Below are 19,056 nucleotides of genomic sequence, written 5' to 3'. Positions count from 1 at the left end.
GGCGGCTTTGCCCTACCCGGCCTACGGCGGGATACTATTTGCGACGTTTGTTATCGTCCATAAACGACCAGGCGATAAAGCGGCTCTGCTTCTGGCCCTGCGCCATCTCTTTTTTCACCACTTTTACGGCACCCGCTTCGCTCAGCGCGCGGTAGAGCGGCGGCAGGTTATCCCCGCGGGAAACCAGCGTCGTAAACCACTTCACCTGACGGCCAAACTGTTGGCTTTCCGCAATCATGCGCAGGATGAAGGCAACTTCACCGCCCTCGCACCACAGCTCCTGCTGCTGCCCGCCGAAGTTCAGCGCGGCGTCTTCCGCCTGACCGAGGTTGCGGCGTTTACGTTCGCTGCCCGCGCGAGCCGCTGCCGCCGAATCATGAAACGGCGGGTTGCACATCGTAGCGTCATAGCTTTCGTTTTTATGAATTATGCCGTTGAAGATGGAAGCCGCCTCTTTCTGACGACGCAGACGAATGGAACGGCTCAGGCCAGGGTTCGCGCTGATAATCGCCTGCGCGCTGGCAAAGGCCTCGGCGCCGATTTCGCTCCCGGTAAAGCGCCAGTGATATTCATGTACGCCAATCAGCGGGTAAATCAGGTTTGCCCCGGTGCCTATATCCAGGATGGAAGCCTGCTGCGGTACAGCGCCGTCACGATCTTCGGCAAGCAGATCGGCAAGGTGATGAACGTAATCAGCACGGCCCGGCACAGGGGGGCAGAGAAAGCCTTCCGGAATATCCCAGTGAGCCACACCGTAAAAATGCGCCAGCAGGGCTTTGTTCAGCGTTTTCACCGCCTGCGGATCGGCAAAGTTGACGGTCGGCTCACCCGCTGGGGTCTGGACAATATAGTCCTGCAGCGCAGGGCAGCTCTGGCACAGGGCGTTCATGTCGTAGCGGCTGCGGTGGCGGTTTCGTGGGTGCAATCCCGGCTTTTGGGAAGTCATGGCGTTCTCCTTTAAACAGCGGCGTAAGATACCCTGTGCTGGCCCAGCGGTAAATCTTTCTCTGCGGCGCTTAAAAAAACACCGTAAATCAAACACCTCTACGTCTATGATCTGTCAGCGAATTGTCAGTTTTTATCGTTCAAAAAATAAGCAGATCATCATCAAATATTTGCGCTAAGTCACACTCGTCAGGCTTCTAAACTTAAAGGGAATCACCTGTTGTTTCCTCATGAGGATGTGATTATGAAAAAGTACCTGACCCTTGCTGTTATCGCCGGCGCCCTGGCAACGGCTTCATTTTCTGCGATGGCCGTTCAGTCACTGAATGAAAGTACCGATACTAGCCAGCTGCGTCCGGCGGGCACCGTCTCGGTAAGTCGCGCAAGTAACCTGGACGATCTGCAGAATAAACTGGCCGAAAAAGCCCGCCAGGAAGGTGCGAAAGGCTTTGTTGTGAACTCCGCTGGCGGAGATAACCATATGTACGGCACAGCAACCATCTATAAATAATTTTTTTCCTCCACAACAAGACTGCATCTGCCTGCCGGATGCAGTTCATTTCCGCTTTATCTTGATTGTTCATTTTTTAACCCCATATTAAAAGCAGGGTATAAACCGATTTCAGGAGGATGCCATGGCTTCCGGTTGGGCGAATGACGACGCCGTTAACGAACAGATCAACAGTACCATTGAAGATGCGGTTGCGCGCGCTCGCGGTGAGATTCCGCGCGGCGAAAGTTTGAAGGAGTGCGAAGAATGCGGAGAGCCGATCCCGGAGGCGCGGCGTAAAGCCATTCCAGGCGTAAGGTTATGCATTGCCTGCCAGCAGGATAAAGATTCAAAAAATGCCTCACATTCAGGTTATAATCGCAGAGGATCGAAAGATAGCCAGTTACGCTGACTCTCCTTTACCTAAGTTAACCCTGCCTGCACTTACCTTTACGCTCACGGTTTTTAGCGAACCGCGTAGCAAAATGTGCCCTTCATCTTTCTTCTGTAAAGCGCATGCACAAGAAGTGTAAAGCGCTGGTTTGAATTTATTAATATTCAATAAGTTATTTGTCATTCAATTTTTTTGACTGACCACGTCAATTCTCTTCGATTTTATCCCTCAGGAAAAAACGTGATACTTATCACATCGACGGAACATCGTCCCCTTAACAGAAAACACCTGCGAGAGATTAATTATGAAAACCATCAAATATGCTGTAGCTGCTGTTGCCCTGTCCGCTCTGTCTTTCGGCGCATTCGCCGTAGAGCCTGTTTCATCCACTCAGGCCCAGAGCATGAATAAAATCGGTGTGGTAAGTGCAGAAGGCGCGACCACGCTGGACGGCCTGGAAGCCAAGCTGGCTGAGAAAGCCGCTGCTGCCGGTGCAAGCGGATACACCATCACCTCCGCTAACACCAATAACAAGCTGAGCGGTACTGCGGTTATCTACAAATAATCGCCTGAAATGAATGCTGTACCCTCGCCAAACCCTCTGGTGAGCTGCTCCAACCCTCATTGACCCTGTTGTTTGTTACCCTTGCTTGCCCGTCCGCCACTGGACGGGCTTTTTTTTGCTTAAAACGACTGTGTCACCCGCTGTAACCCCGTTTCCACCGTCTCTACCTCCCCTGTCGCCAGCAAGCAGCAGGCCATTTGCAGCTTGATCGACTGTGGGACCGGCACATTCCCGGCCAGGCACTGCGTAATCCAGTGCGCGGTAACCTGCGGATCTTTTGACTCTGGCAGAATCACATCGCTGTTTTCTTCCCCGCGTTCAAGCACAACGCGCGTACCGGCAGAATCGATCAGCACCAGCTGTGGGCAACGCTGCGGGTTGGCGTACACCTCTCCTTCTGTTCCGTGCATCAGTAGTGCGCGTCCACCGATTTCGGCAAAGAACTGACCGACGCGCGTCACGTACTCCGGATGAGAAACACTGGAAAGGCGCAGTGCGGCATCCTCAGCAAACGGCGTTGCCAGCTTCGCCAGGGTGTGCGCACTGTTACGCACGCCCATGCGCCAGCGCATGTCCAGCTGCTTTTCCAAAGGCGGGCAGAGCGCACGAACGGGAATATAGACCGGCTGGTTCCCCTCCAGCTTTGCCTGCGCCTGACCGGCATGGAGAGTCGGTTCAATGCCCAGCAGTTCAAAGATGGTTTCTGTCAGTACGCGCGTGGGATCTTCGCTGACCCCATGTACCACCACCGGGAACCCCAGCTTATGTAACAATATCGCCAGCAGCGGCGTCAGGTTTGCCTGCTTGCGCGCCCCGTTATAGCTCGGGATCACAATCGGCATCGGTTTTGCCACTGGCGGCGTTAAGCGCAGCGTTTGCGCCTGCATCGCCTCGTAGAAACCACGCATCTCCGCTTCGCCTTCGCCTTTGATACGCAGCGCAATCAGGATGCCGCCCATTTCCAGGTCCGGTACCTCGCCGTTGAGCATACGGGTGTAAAGCGCGCGAGCGGTTTCATGGTCCAGGTCGCGGGCGTGGTTTTTCCCACGTCCTACCTCTTTGATAATTTTGCGATAATCCACGACATTCCTCCTGACAGCCTATCTTGTTAACACTATAGCCCTGATGAATGACTGGCCGTTAGTTTTTTATCCCTTGAGACAACCTTCTGTTTTGATGGCAAAAAATAAACACAAGCTTTTTTTCAATTATTTGTGATTTCTATAGCAGATTCGTATTCATACATTTTTTGATTAAATAACCAGCGGAAAGTCATTAAGGGTCAACGGTGAAAACGTCCAGGCAACGCTCTCACCCGAAACATATCAGGATTTGCTATGAACAAGGTTGCTTTAGGTTTAATCATCGCCGCAGCGGTGGGATGTTCTGCATCCACGTTTGCGGCAACGAACGGTGAAGGGCAAATAAACTTCACCGGCGAAATTATCGATTCTGCTTGTCAGGTCGTAAATGGATTAAGTAATCCATTAAATGTACAGCTGGGGAAAGTGTCTAAAACGGTATTTACCGGTGCAGGCTCTACCAGCACCTTAACGAAGTTTGATATTCAGTTAACGAATTGTCCTGACACGGTCACCTCCGCCGCCATTAACTTCGGCGGAACACCGGATGCGAATAACAATTCAACGCTTGCCTTAACGCCAGATACCGATGCGGCGACAGGGGTGGCGATTCAGCTGGTGGATGCCTCGCAGCAGCCTGTCAGCCTGTATACGCCGTCTCAGCAGTATCAGTTAACCTCCGGCACGGCGGTTAACGATCTGGAGTTCGGCGCACGCTATATCCAAACCGGCCCGGCAATTACCGCTGGCCCCGCTAACTCCGTTTCAACCTTTACCGTTATTTATAACTGATCTTATCAATCCGGAGATATTAATGCTTTCGCGAGCATTAATATCTTCTCTATTCATTGAGAAATCTTTATGCGCCACGGTTATTTACTGAGCACGCTTTTACTGGTAGCAACTGCTTCACATGCTGGGGTCATTATTAACGGCACCCGACTGGTCTATCAGGGAGATAAAAAGGAATCTTCTCTTGGTCTTTCAAATCCAGATGCGACGGATTATCTGGTGCAGTCCTGGGTTGATTCCGGCGGTAAAAACCTGGCCAAAGCCCCGTTCCTGATCACCCCGCCGCTTTTCCGTCTGGATGCGCACGAAGATAACGTTCTGCGCGTGGTGCGTACGGGCGGAAATTTACCGGAAGACCGGGAATCCCTGTACTGGCTGAACATTAAAGCGATCCCTTCCTCAAAGCACGTTGAGGGGGTGAATACGCTGCAAATTGCTATCAATACCCGCATTAAATTGCTCTATCGCCCGTCTGCGGTAAAAGGCCGTCCAGAAGATGTGGCGGATAAGCTTGAATGGCGCCGCGAAGGGAACGACCTCGTGGTGAATAACCCCACGCCGTTTTATATGAATTTCCAGACCGTCACGCTGAACGGTCACAAAGTCGCGAAAGCCACCTGGGCTGTTCCGAAAACGGAAACATATTTTGCCTTACCGGGTAACGTCGGGGGCGCGGACGTGACGTATTCCATTATTACCGACTACGGCAGCATCAGCCATACCTGGTCGAAATCCGTTCATTAATTTTTTTCCCGGTAATAAAATAATTATGTACAGCCATAAAAAGCCGTTCACCTGCCGATTGTCTTCATTGCTGGTCATTCTCTGTGGCCTGGCAATGGCGATCTTTGCGCAGCAGGTTATGGCTGATGATTATTTTAACCCTGCCCTGCTGGATATTGATAATCCCCAGCAGGGTAAAACCGATCTGTCCATCTATGAAAAAGGGCCAGGTCAGGCGCCGGGGAAATATGAGGTCGCGGTATTTATCAATAATAATAAAATTGATACCCGCAACGTGACCTTTACGCTTCAGAAAGATTCGCAGGGCAACAGCACGCTGCAGCCTTGCTTTAGCCTTGAGGAATTAAAAAGCCTCGGCATCAAAACCAAAAAATTTCCGCAGCTGATGGCCAAAGGCCAGTGTGCTGATTTACATGCCATCCCTGCGGCATCCGCCACCTTTCGCGTTCGCAACCAGCAGCTGCTGATGAGCATCCCTCAAACGGCGCTGGGCCAGGTGCCTCGCGGTTACATTGACCCGAAAGAGTTTGACGAAGGGATCACTGCGGGCCTGCTTAATTACAGCGCCAATGCCAGCCACAGCCGCGCGCGACAGCACGGTGAGCAGGATAACAGTAGCCAGTACGTAAACCTGCGTCCGGGCCTGAACGTTGGCGCATGGCGCATTCGCAACTATTCCACCTGGAATCGCAGCACCACGGGCCATGAAGAGGAGCAGAAATTCACCTCCGTTTATACCTATGCGCAACGCGATATTGTGGCAATGAAAAGCGACATCACCGTCGGCCAGAGTTCGTCCCCTGCCGACGTGTTTGATAGCGTCCCCTACACCGGGGTGGAGCTGAAATCCGACAGCGACATGCTGCCGGACAGCGAGAAAGGCTACGCGCCGATTATCCGCGGCACGGCCCACAGCAACGCGCTGGTGGTGGTTCGCCAGAACGGCTACGTCATTTATCAGAACACGGTCGCGCCGGGCGCGTTCGAAATTAACGATCTCTACCCCACCGGCAGCAGCGGCGACCTGCAGGTTACCGTGAAAGAGACCGACGGCAGCGAAAGCCATTTTGTCGTGCCGTTTGCCTCCGTGCCGGTCTTGCAGCGTGAAAAAAACCTGCGCTACAGCGTGACCGCCGGGCGTTATCGTTCCTATGACAACGATGTCGAAAAGACCCCGTTTGCCCAGGGCAGCGCCATCTACGGTTTACCCTACGGTATCACCGCCTACGGCGGCGTTCAGCAGAGCAGCCATTATCAGTCTCAGGCGGTGGGCGTCGGGAAAAACATGGGCGATTTAGGCGCCTTCTCCATTGACGTCACTCGCGCCAAAGCCCTGCTGAAAAAACAGCAGGCCAGCAAAGGCCAGTCGTGGCGCGTGCGCTACAGCAAAGATATCGCCCAGTCAGGCACTAACTTCTCGCTGGCTGGCTACCGCTATAACAGCAAAGGATTCTACACCCTGGAAGACACCATGGAGTCGTATACCCGCTCTGACGACTGGTCTGAACCGCAGCAGCGCCGCGCCCGTACCGAAGCCACCGTCGACCAGACGCTGCCGGAAGGCTGGGGTTCCGTAACCCTGAGCCTGGTGAAAGAGACCTACTGGACCCAGAGCCAGGACATGACCTCGGTGAGCGTCAGCTACAACAACAGCTGGCACGGCGTGAGCTACAGCCTCAGCTACAGCATGAACAAAAACACCCGCGACAGCGATGAAGACGGCAATGAGGTGACGAACGACAACCAGTTCGCGCTGAGCGTCTCGGTGCCGCTGGACCACTGGATGCATAACACCTGGGCCACCTACAACCTGAACAACACCAAAGATGGCACCACGCAGAATATCGGTCTGAACGGTACGGCGCTGAAAGAAGATAACCTCAACTGGAATATTCAGGAGGGGGTGAGCAGTACCGGCAGCGGCAACTCCACCAGCCTCAACGCCGATTACAAAGCAACGTACGGCGAACTCAGCGGCGGCGTCAGCCAGGACAAATATCAGCAGACCGTGAACGTCGGCCTGCAGGGCGGCGTGGTTGCTCATGCGAACGGCATCACCCTGAGCCAGCCGCTCGGTGAGACCATCGCGCTGGTGAAAGCGCCGGGTACGCACGGGACGCATATCACTAATCAGACCGGCGTTGAAACCGACTTCCGCGGCTACACCGTTGTCCCGTTTGTGACCGCGTATCGCCACAACACCATTGCGCTGGATACCGAAACGCTGCCGGACAATGCCGACGTCACCCACGCCGCGCAGGTCGTCACCCCAACTCGCGGGGCCGTGGTGCGCGCCAGCTTTAACACCCGCGTGGGCAACCGCGTGCTAATGACGCTGACGCACAACGGCAAACCGCTGCCGTTCGGCGCGACGGTCACCACCGAGGATAAGGACAGCGAGTTTATTGTGGGTAATGACGGCCAGACCTATCTCTCGGGTCTGCCGCAGCAGGGGCATCTCGCCGTTTCCTGGGGACAGGACGCGAGCGAGCACTGCATCGCTGACTATGCGCTAACGGATGAGAAAGAGAAAACCAGCATCATTAACGCTGCCGCGCAGTGTCATTGATTCACCCTTCAGGCTAACGACTATGCAAATGATAAAACAGTGCTTTTTCTTACTGATTCTGGGCACCGCGGCGTTATTTATGCCGCATGCGAAGGCTGGCTGCACTACGCCCGATATGCCGAAAATGATCAACGTTGCCACCATTTCGGTCCCGACGACGCTGGCAGTAGGCGCTACCATTCCCGGGACGGAGCAGACTGTACACGTCGCGGGTAACTGCAACTCTCCTTACGAGAGCGGGCTGGAAATCATCTCCTGCTATTACGGAAGTGGTTCGGAGATCCCCGGGTTGACCGGCGTTTATGACACAGGCGTGCCTGGAGTCGGCATTGCCTTAAAGAACGACCAGGGCCAGCGCATTTCAGGTGGGGGAAAAGTCGCCTGCGATTCCCGCAGTACGCCCATCGGCTATGTCTCGACCGATGGATACCTGTCGTTTGATTTTAACGTCACGCTTGAGCTGGTTAAAACCAGTGATGTGGTACAGTCCGGCACGCTGCTTCAGGCGCAAACAGAGTTCGGTATTGGCGTATATGGCTACGACGGCATTGGTTCACCCAATGTTATCGCCTACGCAGGAAACGTTAACTTCCAGAACGTCACCTGCTCCGTCTCCCCAAAAAACCTGACCATTAATCTGGGCAACTTCCCGGTCAGCGATTTTGTCAGCGTGGGGATGCTATCCAGCCCGGCGCAAAACTTTGACGTGACGGTGAACTGCAACAGCAACGTGCAGCCTGAAGTGAAGATCACCAGTTCAAATGGTTATGAACCGGGGTCAGATGGGGTGATCAAACTCACCCGGCAGCCGGGCATGGCTACCGGCGTCGGGGTCAGAATGCTGTTTGACAACCATCCTGCCACCTTTGATACCTACGTGAACACCCAAAGCCAGGCCATCGCCAACCAGACGCTGGCGATCCCGTTTGAGGTTCGCTACGAACAAACCAGTGATGTCGTGACGCCAGGCCCCGCCAATACCGTCGCCACCGTTACCCTCGCTTATAAGTGACGCTCATGAAAAAGACAGCTCTGATGCTGGCGCTGGGCCTGATAGCCCAGGCCCACGCCGATGATATTGAGATCCAGATGACAGGGAATATTTACGCCAACACCTGCGTCATTGACAGCGCCAGCCGCAACCTGACGGTGGATTTAGGTCAGGCGGTATCAGGTAATTTTAAAGATGTAGGGGATACCGGCGAGTGGAAAGATTTTTCGCTCTCGGTGTCGCACTGTCCCGCCACGCTGGCGCTTGCCACGGCCTATTTCTACGGCCAGGCAGACAGCGTACACCCGACAAAATTCGCCAACACCGGCAGCGCGAAGGGGCTGGCGCTGGAGCTGGCCGACCGTCAGGACAAGATCCTGATCGCCCCGCAGGCGGCATTTAACGTGCCGATTAACCCGGCTGACCACACGGCCACGTTTCCGCTCTCCGCCCGCTATTACGCCACGTCTATGCCCGTCTCCGCAGGCACGTTCAGCAGCGTGGTGCAGGTGACCTTTACTTACCAGTAGGACCGCGCCCCTTAGCACGGATGCTTTTCCTGCGCCCGGCGGCCAGTTTTGCCGGGCGTTTTTTTACCTCCGGCACCTCCGGCTGTTCGATCGGGAAGATCGGCAGCGCGTTCAGCAGCCGCTGGCCGTAATTTTTGGTGAGCAGACGTTTATCGTAGATCACCACCTCTCCCCAGCAGCCGTGGCTACGAATCAGACGCCCGACCTGCTGAATCAGGTTAAACGACGCTGCGGGTAAACTCTGCACCTCAAACGGATAGCGGTTGAGGCTTTTCAGCCACTCGCCCTCGGTGATCACCACCGGGCTGTCGATAGGCGGGAAGGCGATCTTATGGATATGCACCTGCGTCAGGTAATCTCCCTTCAAATCCAGCCCTTCCGCGAAGGACTGTAATCCCACCAGCACGCTGCGCTCGCCGTTATCAATACGTTTGCGGTGCGTTTCCACCAGCCGGTATCGGGGCTGGTCGCCCTGCACCAGCAGGAGTAAACGCAGGTCGGTGACGTGCTCCAGGAAGCGCTGCATCGCCCGCCCGCTGGCAAACAGCACCAGCATGCCGGGATATTTTTTACTTTCGACCTGCTCGCGGAAGTAGGCCGCCATCTCCGCAATGTGCTGCTCTTCGTTGTCGATAAGCGGCTCGTATTTCATGCGTGGAATGACCAGCTTGCCCTGCTCGCAGTGGTTGAACGGCGAGTCCAGCGCCACAAAGCGGTCGCCCGCTTTCTCCTTCAGGCCGCTCATCTCCTGCAACCGTGAAAAGCTGTTCAGAGAGCGCAGGGTCGCGGAGGTCACCACCACGTGCGGCACGCTGCGCCAGATCAGCTTTTCCAGCTGATCGGCCACGCGGATGCCCACGCAGTGGAAGAACAGGTGAACCTGCCCGTCGCGCACCTCGCGGGTGGCCCATTTGGTGACCGGCGCGCCCGACGCCTGCGCCATCGAGGCCAGCCGCCAGAGCTTGCTCTGCGCCTCAAACATCCCCAGCGCGCGGTTCATTTGCAGCAGGATGCGGTGCAGACGCACCACGTCGTGCGTGCCCGTTTTCTCGCTGAGGTCGTTCAGGAACATCTCCGCCAGCCCGCGCAGCTTTTCCAGATGCTTCGCCAGCTGCTGGCAGATCTCCATCACCTCGTCCGGCAACTCGCCCATCGCGAAGCGGTGTTCTGCCTCCTGGGCTGCCGGAAGATAAAGATTGAGGATGTTGTTCAGAGACGAGATAAGGCTGTAAACCTCTTCGCAGTGGTCGCTCAGACGCTCGGGTACCGCCAGCGGCGGCGTGGTTTTCGGGCGAAACTGCTCCATGCAGGTCGCCACCAGTTTGCAGAACAGATCCAGCTGAAGTCGGAACCACGGAGCGGTGATTTCCGCGCTCATCTCCAGCGCGTCCCGCGCCACGTCAGGCAGGTGGTGGCCTTCGTCGAGCACCAGCAACAGGTTTTTCGGCTCCGGCAGCACCGCTTCGCTCTCCAGCGCCGCCATCACCAGCGCGTGGTTGGCGACAACCACCTCCGCTTCCTGGATCTCGCGCCGGGCGACGAAGAACGGGCATTCCCGGTAGTAGTGACAGTTGCGGTTCAGGCAGCTTGCTTTATCGGTACTGAGCCTGCGCCACAGGTCGTCGCTAATCGCCAGGCTGGTGTGATCCCGCAGGCCGTCCCACTTATAGCCGTCGAGCTCGGCTTTCAGCTTTGCGCACTGCTCCTGCTCGGCTTTGTTGTTTGGCGTCAGCTCGTCATCCAGAAAGGCGAGCAGATCCTGCTGCGAGGGCTCGCTGCTGGCCAGCGCCGCCAGGTTACGCGGACAGACGTAGCGCCCGCGGCCAAAGGCGGCGGTGAAGCGGAGATCGGGGATGATTTTGCGCAGCAGCGGCAAATCTTTGCTGAAGATCTGATCCTGCAAGGCCACGTTCGCAGTGCTGACCACCAGCGTTTTGTCCTCTTCCCGCGCGATGGCGATGCCGGGAATGAGATACGACAGGGTTTTCCCGACGCCGGTCGGGGCTTCAATCGCCAGATGTCGCCCGTCGTCCCCGGCGAGCGTTTTTGCCACGTCGGCAATCATCTGCCGCTGCGGCGCTCGGGGGATAAAATCGGGGATCTGCTGCTGAAGCGCCTTATACCAGGCGCCTATTTGCGCTTTCAGCGCCGCGGTTAAAGCCATTGGAAAACCTGAAATACTGTATAAACAGCCACTATTGTGGCACTTTCTCTTCGCCGTCGCAAAAAGAAAAGCCCGGCTTTACGACCGGGCTTCCAGATTACTGCGGGTTAGCAGGCTTGCGCGGGCGGCGTCGGCGCTGCCCCTCGCCTGCCGGTTTCCCTTCGCCGCTGCGCCACGGGCTTTCACCGGCCGGCTTGCCGTCGTTATTACGACGCGGCGGTTTGCCGGATGACTTCGGCGCGCCGCCTTCAGCACGACGCGGCTGCTGGCCGCGACCACCGCCACCCTGACCGCGACCGCCGCCCTGACGACCGTTCTGAATCGGCTCGGCTTTGATGGACGGATCCACTTCATAGCCCGGGGTTTCGATGCGCGGGATCTCTTTCTTCAGCAGGCGTTCGATGTCGCGCAGCAGCTTGTGCTCGTCCACGCAGACCAGAGAGAGCGCCTCACCTGTTGCTGCCGCACGGCCGGTACGACCGATACGGTGAACGTAATCTTCCGGCACGTTTGGCAGCTCGTAGTTCACCACGTGCGGCAGCTCTTCAATATCGAGGCCACGGGCAGCGATGTCGGTCGCCACCAGCACGCGGATGTCGCCGGACTTGAAGTCCGCCAGCGCGCGGGTACGCGCGCCCTGGCTCTTGTTACCGTGGATCGCCGCGCTGCGGATGCCGTCTTTATTCAGCTGTTCCGCCAGGTGGTTGGCACCGTGCTTGGTGCGGGTAAAGACCAGCACCTGCTGCCAGTTGCCCTGACCGATCATCTGGGAGAGCAGCTCCCGCTTGCGCTTTTTATCCACAAAATGAACGTGCTGCGTCACCTGCTCGGAAGCGGTGTTGCGGCGCGCCACTTCCACTTCCAGCGGGTTATGCAGCAGCTTTTCCGCCAGCGCCTTGATCTCATCAGAGAAGGTCGCGGAGAAGAGCAGGTTCTGGCGACGCGGCGGCAGCTTCGCCAGCACGCGACGAATATCATGAATGAAGCCCATATCGAGCATGCGGTCGGCTTCGTCCAGCACCAGAATTTCAATGCTGTCGAGCTTCACCGCGTTCTGGTGTTCCAGATCCAGCAGACGGCCCGGCGTTGCCACCAGCACGTCCACGCCGCCGCGCAGCTTCATCATCTGCGGGTTAATGCTCACGCCACCGAACACCACCAGCGAGCGAATGTTGAGATAGCGGCTGTACTCACGCACGTTCTCGCCAATCTGGGCTGCCAGCTCGCGGGTTGGGGTGAGGATCAGCGCGCGCACCGGACGACGGCCTTTGGCGTGCGGCTGGTTTTTTACCAGCAGCTCTAACAGCGGCAGGGTAAAGCCCGCGGTTTTACCGGTGCCGGTCTGGGCGCTGGCCATCAGGTCACGGCCCTGAAGCACGGCCGGAATAGCCTGCTGCTGTATAGGGGTTGGCTCAACGTAGCCCTGCTCTGCGATCGCGCGCAGAATTTCCGGGTTCAGGCCAAGGGAATCAAAAGACATAAAAACTCCGAACCGCCCCGACCATCACAGGTGTAGTTTTCAGGGAGATATCACGAATAGAAGGACAAAAACCACAATGTCGCGAAGGTGCGGAGTGTAGCAGCTTTTGTGACGTGGCGCATAAAATATCCCTGTCGTATCCCTCGACGATTTAGCGATTCAGGTATAATTTTAATCAATCGATTGATTAATTTTTAATGCCGACATGAATACGACACCGACGACAACCAAAGGTGAACAGGCCAAAAGCCAGCTTATCGCCGCCGCGCTGGCGCAGTTTGGCGAGTATGGCCTGCATGCCACCACGCGGGATATCGCCGCCCAGGCCGGACAAAACATCGCGGCCATTACCTACTATTTTGGCTCAAAAGAGGATTTATACCTCGCCTGCGCCCAGTGGATTGCCGATTTTATTGGCAACAATTTTCGCCCGCACGTTGAGGAGGCCACCGCGCTGCTGAGCCAGCCGACGCCGGATCGTACCGCTATCAGGCAACTTATCCTCAATGCCTGCCACAATATGATCCGCCTGCTGACGCACGACGATACGCTCAACCTGAGCAAATTTATCTCCCGCGAGCAGCTCTCCCCCACTGCCGCTTATCAGCTGGTACACGATCAGGTGATTGCCCCGATGCACACCCATCTGACCCGGCTGATTGCCGCCTACACCGGGCGGGACGCCAGCGATACCGACACCATTTTGCATACCCACGCCCTGCTGGGCGAAATTCTCGCCTTCCGTCTGGGGCGTGAAACCATCCTGTTACGCACGGGCTGGGCACAATTCGATGAGGATAAAGCCGCGCAGATTAGCCAGGTCATCACCTGTCATCTCGATCTGATTCTGCAAGGCTTAACGCAAAGGAGCCTGAAGTGATGAAAAAACCTGTCGCCATCGTTCTGGTGGTTGTTGTTTTGCTTGCCGCGGGAATCGGTGGCTGGCTGTGGTATCAGAGCCAGCAGGATCGGGGCCTGACGCTGTACGGTAACGTGGATATTCGCACGGTGAATATGAGCTTCCGCGTCGGCGGACGTCTCGCCTCGCTGAGCGTTGACGAAGGCGATGCCATCAAAGCCGGGCAGACGCTGGGCGTGCTGGATAAAGCCCCCTTTGAGAATGCGCTGATGCAGGCAAAAGCCGGCGTTTCCGTCGCCCAGGCGCAGTATGACCTGATGCTGGCAGGCTATCGCGATGAGGAGATTGCCCAAGCCGCTGCCGCCGTTAAGCAGGCTAAAGCCGCCTACGACTACGCGCAGAATTTCTATAACCGCCAGCAGGGGCTGTGGAAAAGCCGCACCATTTCCGCCAACGATCTGGAAAACGCGCGGTCATCCCGCGACCAGGCGCAGGCGACGCTGAAATCCGCGCAGGATAAATTAAGCCAGTACCGCTCCGGTAACCGCGAGCAGGACATCGCCCAGGCGAAGGCCAGCCTCGAACAGGCGCAGGCGCAGCTGGCTCAGGCGGAGCTGGATCTGCACGACACTATCTTAACCGCCCCGTCTGACGGCACGCTGATGACCCGCGCGGTAGAGCCGGGCAGCATGCTCAGCGCGGGCAGCACCGTCTTGACGCTCTCCCTGACCCGTCCGGTATGGGTGCGGGCCTACATTGATGAGCCGAATCTCGGCCAGATGCAGCCGGGCCGCGAGCTGCTGCTCTATACCGACGGTCGCCCGGATAAGCCGTATCACGGTAAAGTGGGCTTTGTCTCCCCTACCGCCGAATTCACCCCGAAAACCGTTGAAACGCCGGACCTGCGTACCGACCTCGTGTATCGCCTGCGCATCATCGTCACCGACGCGGACGACGCGCTGCGTCAGGGCATGCCTGTTACCGTGACCTTAAACGACGGGGAACGACATGAATGATGCGGTTATCCAGCTCAACAATCTGGTCAAACGCTTCCCCGGAATGGATAAACCGGCGGTCGCGCCGCTGAACTGCACCATTCAGAAAGGCTACGTGACCGGACTGGTGGGCCCGGACGGCGCGGGTAAAACCACGCTTATGCGGATGCTGGCGGGGTTGCTGAAGCCGGATGAAGGCTCGGCCAGCGTGCTTGGCCTTGACCCGATAAAAGACGACGGCGCGCTCCACGCCATGCTCGGCTATATGCCGCAGAAGTTTGGCCTGTACGAAGATCTGACGGTGATGGAGAACCTCAATCTGTACGCCGACCTGCGCAGCGTCACCGGTGAAACCCGGCAGAAAACCTTCGCCCGACTGCTCGAATTTACCTCCCTCGGCCCGTTCACCGACCGGCTGGCGGGCAAGCTTTCCGGCGGGATGAAGCAGAAACTGGGGCTGGCCTGCACGCTGGTGGGCGAACCAAAAGTGCTGTTGCTCGATGAGCCCGGCGTCGGCGTGGATCCGATTTCCCGCCGCGAGCTGTGGCAGATGGTGCACGAACTGGCGGGCGACGGGATGCTGATCCTCTGGAGCACCTCCTACCTCGACGAAGCGGAGCAGTGCCGAGACGTGCTGCTGATGAACGAGGGCGAACTGCTCTATCAGGGCGAACCGACCGAGCTGACGCACACCATGGCCGGGCGCAGTTTTCTGCTGCACAGCCCGCAGGAGTCCAACCGCAGGCTGCTGCAGCGGGTGCTGAAGCTGCCGCAGGTGAGCGACGGGATGATTCAGGGCCGCTCGGTGCGCGTGATCCTCAAAAAAGAGGCCACCGTCGACGATATTCGCCGTGCGCCGGGCATGCCTGAGATTGAAATGGACGAGACCGCCCCGCGCTTTGAAGATGCGTTTATCGATCTGCTGGGCGGTGCAGGCACATCGGAATCGCCCCTTGGCGCGATCCTGCACACGGTGGAAGGCACGCCGGGCGAAACGGTGATCGAAGCAAAATCGCTCACCAAAAAATTCGGGGACTTCGCCGCCACCGACAACGTCAACTTTGCGGTGAAGCGCGGCGAGATATTTGGCCTGCTCGGGCCGAACGGGGCGGGAAAATCCACCACCTTTAAAATGATGTGCGGCCTGCTGGTGCCGACGTCCGGCAAGGCGCTGGTGCTGGACATGGATCTCAAGGTCAGTTCCGGCAAAGCGCGCCAGCATCTCGGCTATATGGCGCAGAAGTTCTCGCTGTACGGCAACCTGACGGTCGAGCAGAATCTGCGCTTTTTCTCTGGGGTGTACGGCCTGCGCGGGCGGGCGCAGAATGAAAAAATCCGCCGCATGAGCGACGCCTTCGGGTTAACGAATATTGCGTCCCACGCCACCGACGAGCTGCCGCTCGGCTTTAAGCAGCGGCTGGCGCTGGCCTGCTCGTTGATGCACGAGCCGGATATCCTGTTTCTTGATGAACCTACGTCAGGCGTCGATCCCCTCACCCGCCGAGAATTCTGGCTGCACATCAACAGCATGGTGGAAAAAGGCGTGACCGTGATGGTCACCACCCACTTTATGGATGAGGCGGAATACTGCGACCGCATCGGGCTGGTCTATCGCGGCAAGCTGATTGCCCACGGCACGCCGGATGACCTGAAAGCGCAGGCCGCCGACGACGCACAGCCAGACCCGACCATGGAGCAGGCGTTTATCACCCTCATCCACGACTGGGATAAGGAGAATGCTCATGCGCAGTAACGCCCTTTCCTGGCGCCGGGTGCGTGCCCTGTGCATCAAAGAGACGCGGCAGATCGTGCGCGATCCCAGCAGTTGGCTGATTGCGGTGGTGATCCCCCTGCTGCTGCTGTTTATCTTTGGCTACGGCATTAACCTCGACTCCAGCAAGCTGCGGGTCGGTATTTTGCTGGAGCAGCAGAGCGAAGAGGCGCTGGACTTCACCCACGCCATGACCGGCTCACCCTACATTGACGCCACCGTCAGCGACAACCGGCAGGAACTGATTCAGAAAATGCAGGCCGGGAAAATTCGCGGCCTGATCGTCATCCCGGTGGATTTCGCCGCCAACATGGCGCGCCCGGGCGCCGATGCGCCGATTCAGGTGATTACCGACGGCAGCGAGCCGAACACCGCCAACTTCGTGCAGGGCTATGCGGAGGGGATCTGGCAGCTCTGGCAGATGCAGCGCGCCGAAGACCGGGGCGAAACGTTTGAACCGCTCATCGATGTGCAGACGCGCTACTGGTTTAACCCCGCCGCCATCAGCCAGCACTTTATTATTCCGGGGGCGGTGACCATCATTATGACGGTGATTGGCGCGATCCTCACCTCGCTGGTCATCGCCCGCGAGTGGGAGCGCGGCACTATGGAGGCGCTGCTCTCCACCGAGGTGACGCGCGTCGAGCTGCTGCTGTGCAAGCTCATCCCCTACTACTTCCTCGGCATGCTGGCGATGCTGCTCTGCATGCTGGTCGCGGTCTTTATTCTTGGCGTGCCGTATCGCGGCTCGCTGGTGGTACTGTTCTTTATCACCAGCCTGTTTTTGCTCAGCACGCTGGGGATGGGGCTGCTCATCTCCACCATCACCCGCAACCAGTTTAACGCCGCGCAGGTGGCGCTCAACGCCGCTTTCCTGCCATCGATTATGCTCTCCGGGTTTATCTTCCAGATAGACAGCATGCCGGCGGTGATCCGCGCTGTGACTTACATCATTCCGGCGCGCTACTTCGTGAGCACGCTGCAAAGCCTGTTCCTGGCGGGGAATATTCCGGTGGTGCTGATTATCAATACCCTGTTTTTGCTGGCGTCGGCGGTGATGTTTATCGGGTTGACGTGGCTGAAAACCAAACGGCGACTGGATTAAGGAGCGTACATGTTTCACCGCTTATGGACATTGATCCGCAAAGAGCTGCAGTCCCTGCTGCGCGAGCCGCAAACCCGCGCCATTCTGGTGCTGCCGGTGCTGCTTCAGGTTTTATTGTTCCCGTTTGCCGCCACCCTTGAGGTAACTAACGCCACCATTGCCATTTATAATGAAGACAACGGCAAACACGCCGTCGAGCTGACGCAGCGTTTTGCCCGGGCGAAGGCCTTTACCCACGTCCTGCTGCTTAAGAGCCCGCAGGAGATCCAGCCCACTATCGACACGCAAAAAGCGCTGCTGCTGGTGCGTTTCCCGGCGGATTTCTCCCGCAACCTGGATACTTTCCAGACCGCGCCGATGCAGCTGATCCTCGACGGGCGCAACTCCAACAGCGCCCAGATAGCGGCCAACTACCTGCAGCAGATAGTGAAGGAGTATCAGCAGGAGCTGATGGAGGGCAAACCGAAGCCCAATAACAGCGAACTGGTGGTGCGCAACTGGTACAACCCGAATCTGGACTACAAGTGGTTTGTGGTGCCGTCGCTGATCGCCATGATCACCACCATCGGGGTGATGATCGTGACCTCTCTGTCCGTGGCCCGCGAGCGCGAACAGGGCACGCTGGATCAGCTGCTGGTTTCCCCGCTCGCCACCTGGCAGATTTTCGTCGGCAAAGCGGTGCCGGCGCTGATCGTCGCCACCTTCCAGGCCACCATCGTGCTGGGAGTGGGAATTTGGGCCTACGAGATCCCGTTCGCCGGATCGCTGGCGCTGTTTTACTTCACGATGGTGATTTACGGGCTGTCGCTGGTGGGGTTTGGGCTGCTGATTTCAGCGCTCTGCTCCACGCAGCAGCAGGCATTTATCGGGGTATTCGTCTTTATGATGCCGGCGATTCTGCTCTCCGGGTACGTGTCGCCCGTCGAGAACATGCCGGTGTGGCTGCAGGATTTAACGTGGATAAACCCGATTCGACACTTTACGGATATCACCAAGCAGATCTATCTGAAGGATGCGAGTCTGGACATTGTCTGGGGAAGTTTGTGGCCGCTACTGGTCATAGCGGCCACGACGGGATCAGTGGCCTATGCGATGTTTAGACGCAACATTGCGTAGCTTTTTCTCTTTAGTGAGCAGCGACACTACCGCTGGCCCTGCAAGGATTGCCAGACCCGCCAGGGCCAGCAGCAGGTTGTTTTGCAGCACGCGTGACAGCAGCCACAGCACGATCATCGCGGCACCAAAGTACCAGGTGGTGGTGAGCTCTTCGAGCACATCACCCACCTCGCGCCAGCGCGCGTCATGGTGGCGCTGTAAGAACAGCATCGACAGCACGGTGACGCCATAGAGGACGCATAGCCCTAAGCCAACACGCACCAGCGTGCCGCTCATCAAGCCCATCACCAGTACGGCCACGACCAGTAAATGCAACATTATCTGCCAGCAACTCAAACCCGTTGCGACACGAACACGTTGTTGCCACTTCATGGCTTCTCTCCTGAAGGATTTTTCTCTGCTTAATCAGACTACCGCACTTTACGGAAAATTCCGTAACGCCGCATCTTTTTGTGACGCCGACT

General features: G+C 57.3%; 18 protein-coding genes. 13 read left to right on the top strand and 5 right to left on the bottom strand.

All coding sequences use genetic code 11. From position 1 onward, the window contains the following. Positions 1-34 precede the first annotated feature (34 nt). Positions 35-946: a 23S rRNA (adenine(1618)-N(6))-methyltransferase RlmF gene (gene rlmF, locus ACMGGH_RS12330; RefSeq protein WP_041910718.1), complete on the bottom strand. Its 912-nt coding sequence runs from the start codon at positions 944-946 to the stop codon at positions 35-37. A gap of 243 nt (positions 947-1,189) precedes the next feature. Here rlmF and mcbA point away from each other — a divergent pair, with 243 nt between their 5' ends. The 3 genes from mcbA (at position 1,190) to ybiJ (ending at position 2,394) form a co-directional block, all read left to right on the top strand. Beyond that, entirely contained in the window at positions 1,190-1,456 is a 267-nt protein-coding gene (gene mcbA, locus ACMGGH_RS12325; protein WP_028012443.1) for a DUF1471 family periplasmic protein McbA, read from the top strand. Between the two features lie 124 nt (positions 1,457-1,580). Then, complete coding sequence (locus ACMGGH_RS12320) at positions 1,581-1,847, top strand: DksA/TraR family C4-type zinc finger protein (protein ID WP_045259965.1); 267 nt, start codon at positions 1,581-1,583, stop codon at positions 1,845-1,847. 286 nt (positions 1,848-2,133) lie between these two features. Beyond that, positions 2,134-2,394, top strand: a complete 261-nt coding sequence (ybiJ, locus tag ACMGGH_RS12315) for a DUF1471 family protein YbiJ (RefSeq protein WP_014883102.1) — start codon at positions 2,134-2,136, stop codon at positions 2,392-2,394. Between the two features lie 119 nt (positions 2,395-2,513). On the opposite strand, the gene ybiB is transcribed toward ybiJ, so the two are convergent. Then, positions 2,514-3,476: a DNA-binding protein YbiB gene (gene ybiB, locus ACMGGH_RS12310; protein WP_232948008.1), complete on the bottom strand. Its 963-nt coding sequence runs from the start codon at positions 3,474-3,476 to the stop codon at positions 2,514-2,516. A 255-nt stretch (positions 3,477-3,731) separates the two neighbouring features. Here ybiB and ACMGGH_RS12305 point away from each other — a divergent pair, with 255 nt between their 5' ends. The 5 genes from ACMGGH_RS12305 to ACMGGH_RS12285 all read left to right on the top strand — a co-directional run bounded on the left by ACMGGH_RS12305 (position 3,732) and on the right by ACMGGH_RS12285 (position 9,102). Next, positions 3,732-4,268 carry a fimbrial protein gene (locus ACMGGH_RS12305; protein WP_028012440.1) on the top strand — a complete coding sequence of 179 codons (537 nt, stop codon included), beginning with the start codon at positions 3,732-3,734 and terminating at the stop codon, positions 4,266-4,268. Between the two features lie 69 nt (positions 4,269-4,337). After that, positions 4,338-5,012: a molecular chaperone gene (locus tag ACMGGH_RS12300; RefSeq protein WP_232948007.1), complete on the top strand. Its 675-nt coding sequence runs from the start codon at positions 4,338-4,340 to the stop codon at positions 5,010-5,012. Between the two features lie 25 nt (positions 5,013-5,037). Beyond that, positions 5,038-7,581, top strand: a complete 2,544-nt coding sequence (locus ACMGGH_RS12295; protein ID WP_232948006.1) for a fimbria/pilus outer membrane usher protein — start codon at positions 5,038-5,040, stop codon at positions 7,579-7,581. A 22-nt stretch (positions 7,582-7,603) separates the two neighbouring features. Then, positions 7,604-8,593, top strand: a complete 990-nt coding sequence (locus ACMGGH_RS12290) for a fimbrial protein (protein WP_126326677.1) — start codon at positions 7,604-7,606, stop codon at positions 8,591-8,593. 5 nt (positions 8,594-8,598) lie between these two features. Further along, complete coding sequence (locus ACMGGH_RS12285; protein ID WP_045259961.1) at positions 8,599-9,102, top strand: fimbrial protein; 504 nt, start codon at positions 8,599-8,601, stop codon at positions 9,100-9,102. Here ACMGGH_RS12285 and dinG read toward each other — a convergent pair. Continuing rightward, complete coding sequence (dinG, locus tag ACMGGH_RS12280) at positions 9,089-11,266, bottom strand: ATP-dependent DNA helicase DinG (RefSeq protein ID WP_232948005.1); 2,178 nt, start codon at positions 11,264-11,266, stop codon at positions 9,089-9,091. The genes ACMGGH_RS12285 and dinG overlap by 14 nt on opposite strands. A gap of 97 nt (positions 11,267-11,363) precedes the next feature. After that, a complete protein-coding gene (rhlE, locus tag ACMGGH_RS12275; RefSeq protein ID WP_028012434.1) occupies positions 11,364-12,746 on the bottom strand; it encodes an ATP-dependent RNA helicase RhlE in 1,383 nt (460 codons plus the stop codon). A 205-nt stretch (positions 12,747-12,951) separates the two neighbouring features. Here rhlE and cecR point away from each other — a divergent pair, with 205 nt between their 5' ends. From cecR to ACMGGH_RS12250, 5 genes are read left to right on the top strand one after another with little or no spacing between them, the layout of a single operon-like run. After that, on the top strand, positions 12,952-13,626 hold the full coding sequence (gene cecR / locus ACMGGH_RS12270; RefSeq protein ID WP_028012433.1) for a transcriptional regulator CecR: 675 nt from the start codon (positions 12,952-12,954) through the stop codon (positions 13,624-13,626). After that, a complete protein-coding gene (gene hlyD, locus ACMGGH_RS12265) occupies positions 13,626-14,621 on the top strand; it encodes a secretion protein HlyD (RefSeq protein WP_049136972.1) in 996 nt (331 codons plus the stop codon). Before cecR ends, hlyD begins: the two co-directional genes overlap by 1 nt. Continuing rightward, a complete protein-coding gene (locus ACMGGH_RS12260; RefSeq protein ID WP_041910725.1) occupies positions 14,614-16,353 on the top strand; it encodes an ATP-binding cassette domain-containing protein in 1,740 nt (579 codons plus the stop codon). The genes hlyD and ACMGGH_RS12260 overlap by 8 nt, the downstream gene beginning before the upstream one ends. Then, positions 16,343-17,476, top strand: a complete 1,134-nt coding sequence (locus ACMGGH_RS12255) for an ABC transporter permease (protein ID WP_028012430.1) — start codon at positions 16,343-16,345, stop codon at positions 17,474-17,476. Before ACMGGH_RS12260 ends, ACMGGH_RS12255 begins: the two co-directional genes overlap by 11 nt. A gap of 9 nt (positions 17,477-17,485) precedes the next feature. Further along, positions 17,486-18,592: an ABC transporter permease gene (locus ACMGGH_RS12250; protein ID WP_193050324.1), complete on the top strand. Its 1,107-nt coding sequence runs from the start codon at positions 17,486-17,488 to the stop codon at positions 18,590-18,592. Here the strand turns inward: ACMGGH_RS12250 and ACMGGH_RS12245 are convergent. After that, a complete protein-coding gene (locus ACMGGH_RS12245) occupies positions 18,554-18,964 on the bottom strand; it encodes a YbhQ family protein (protein WP_028012428.1) in 411 nt (136 codons plus the stop codon). The two genes, ACMGGH_RS12250 and ACMGGH_RS12245, sit on opposite strands and share 39 nt — an antisense overlap. Between the last annotated feature and the right edge of the window lie 92 nt (positions 18,965-19,056).

Source organism: Enterobacter sp. BNK-16, from assembly GCF_048684955.1.
GTDB lineage: Bacteria > Pseudomonadota > Gammaproteobacteria > Enterobacterales > Enterobacteriaceae > Enterobacter > Enterobacter bugandensis.
Note: the sequence above shows the minus strand (reverse complement) of the source record. Positions and strands in the feature narration are given on the sequence as shown.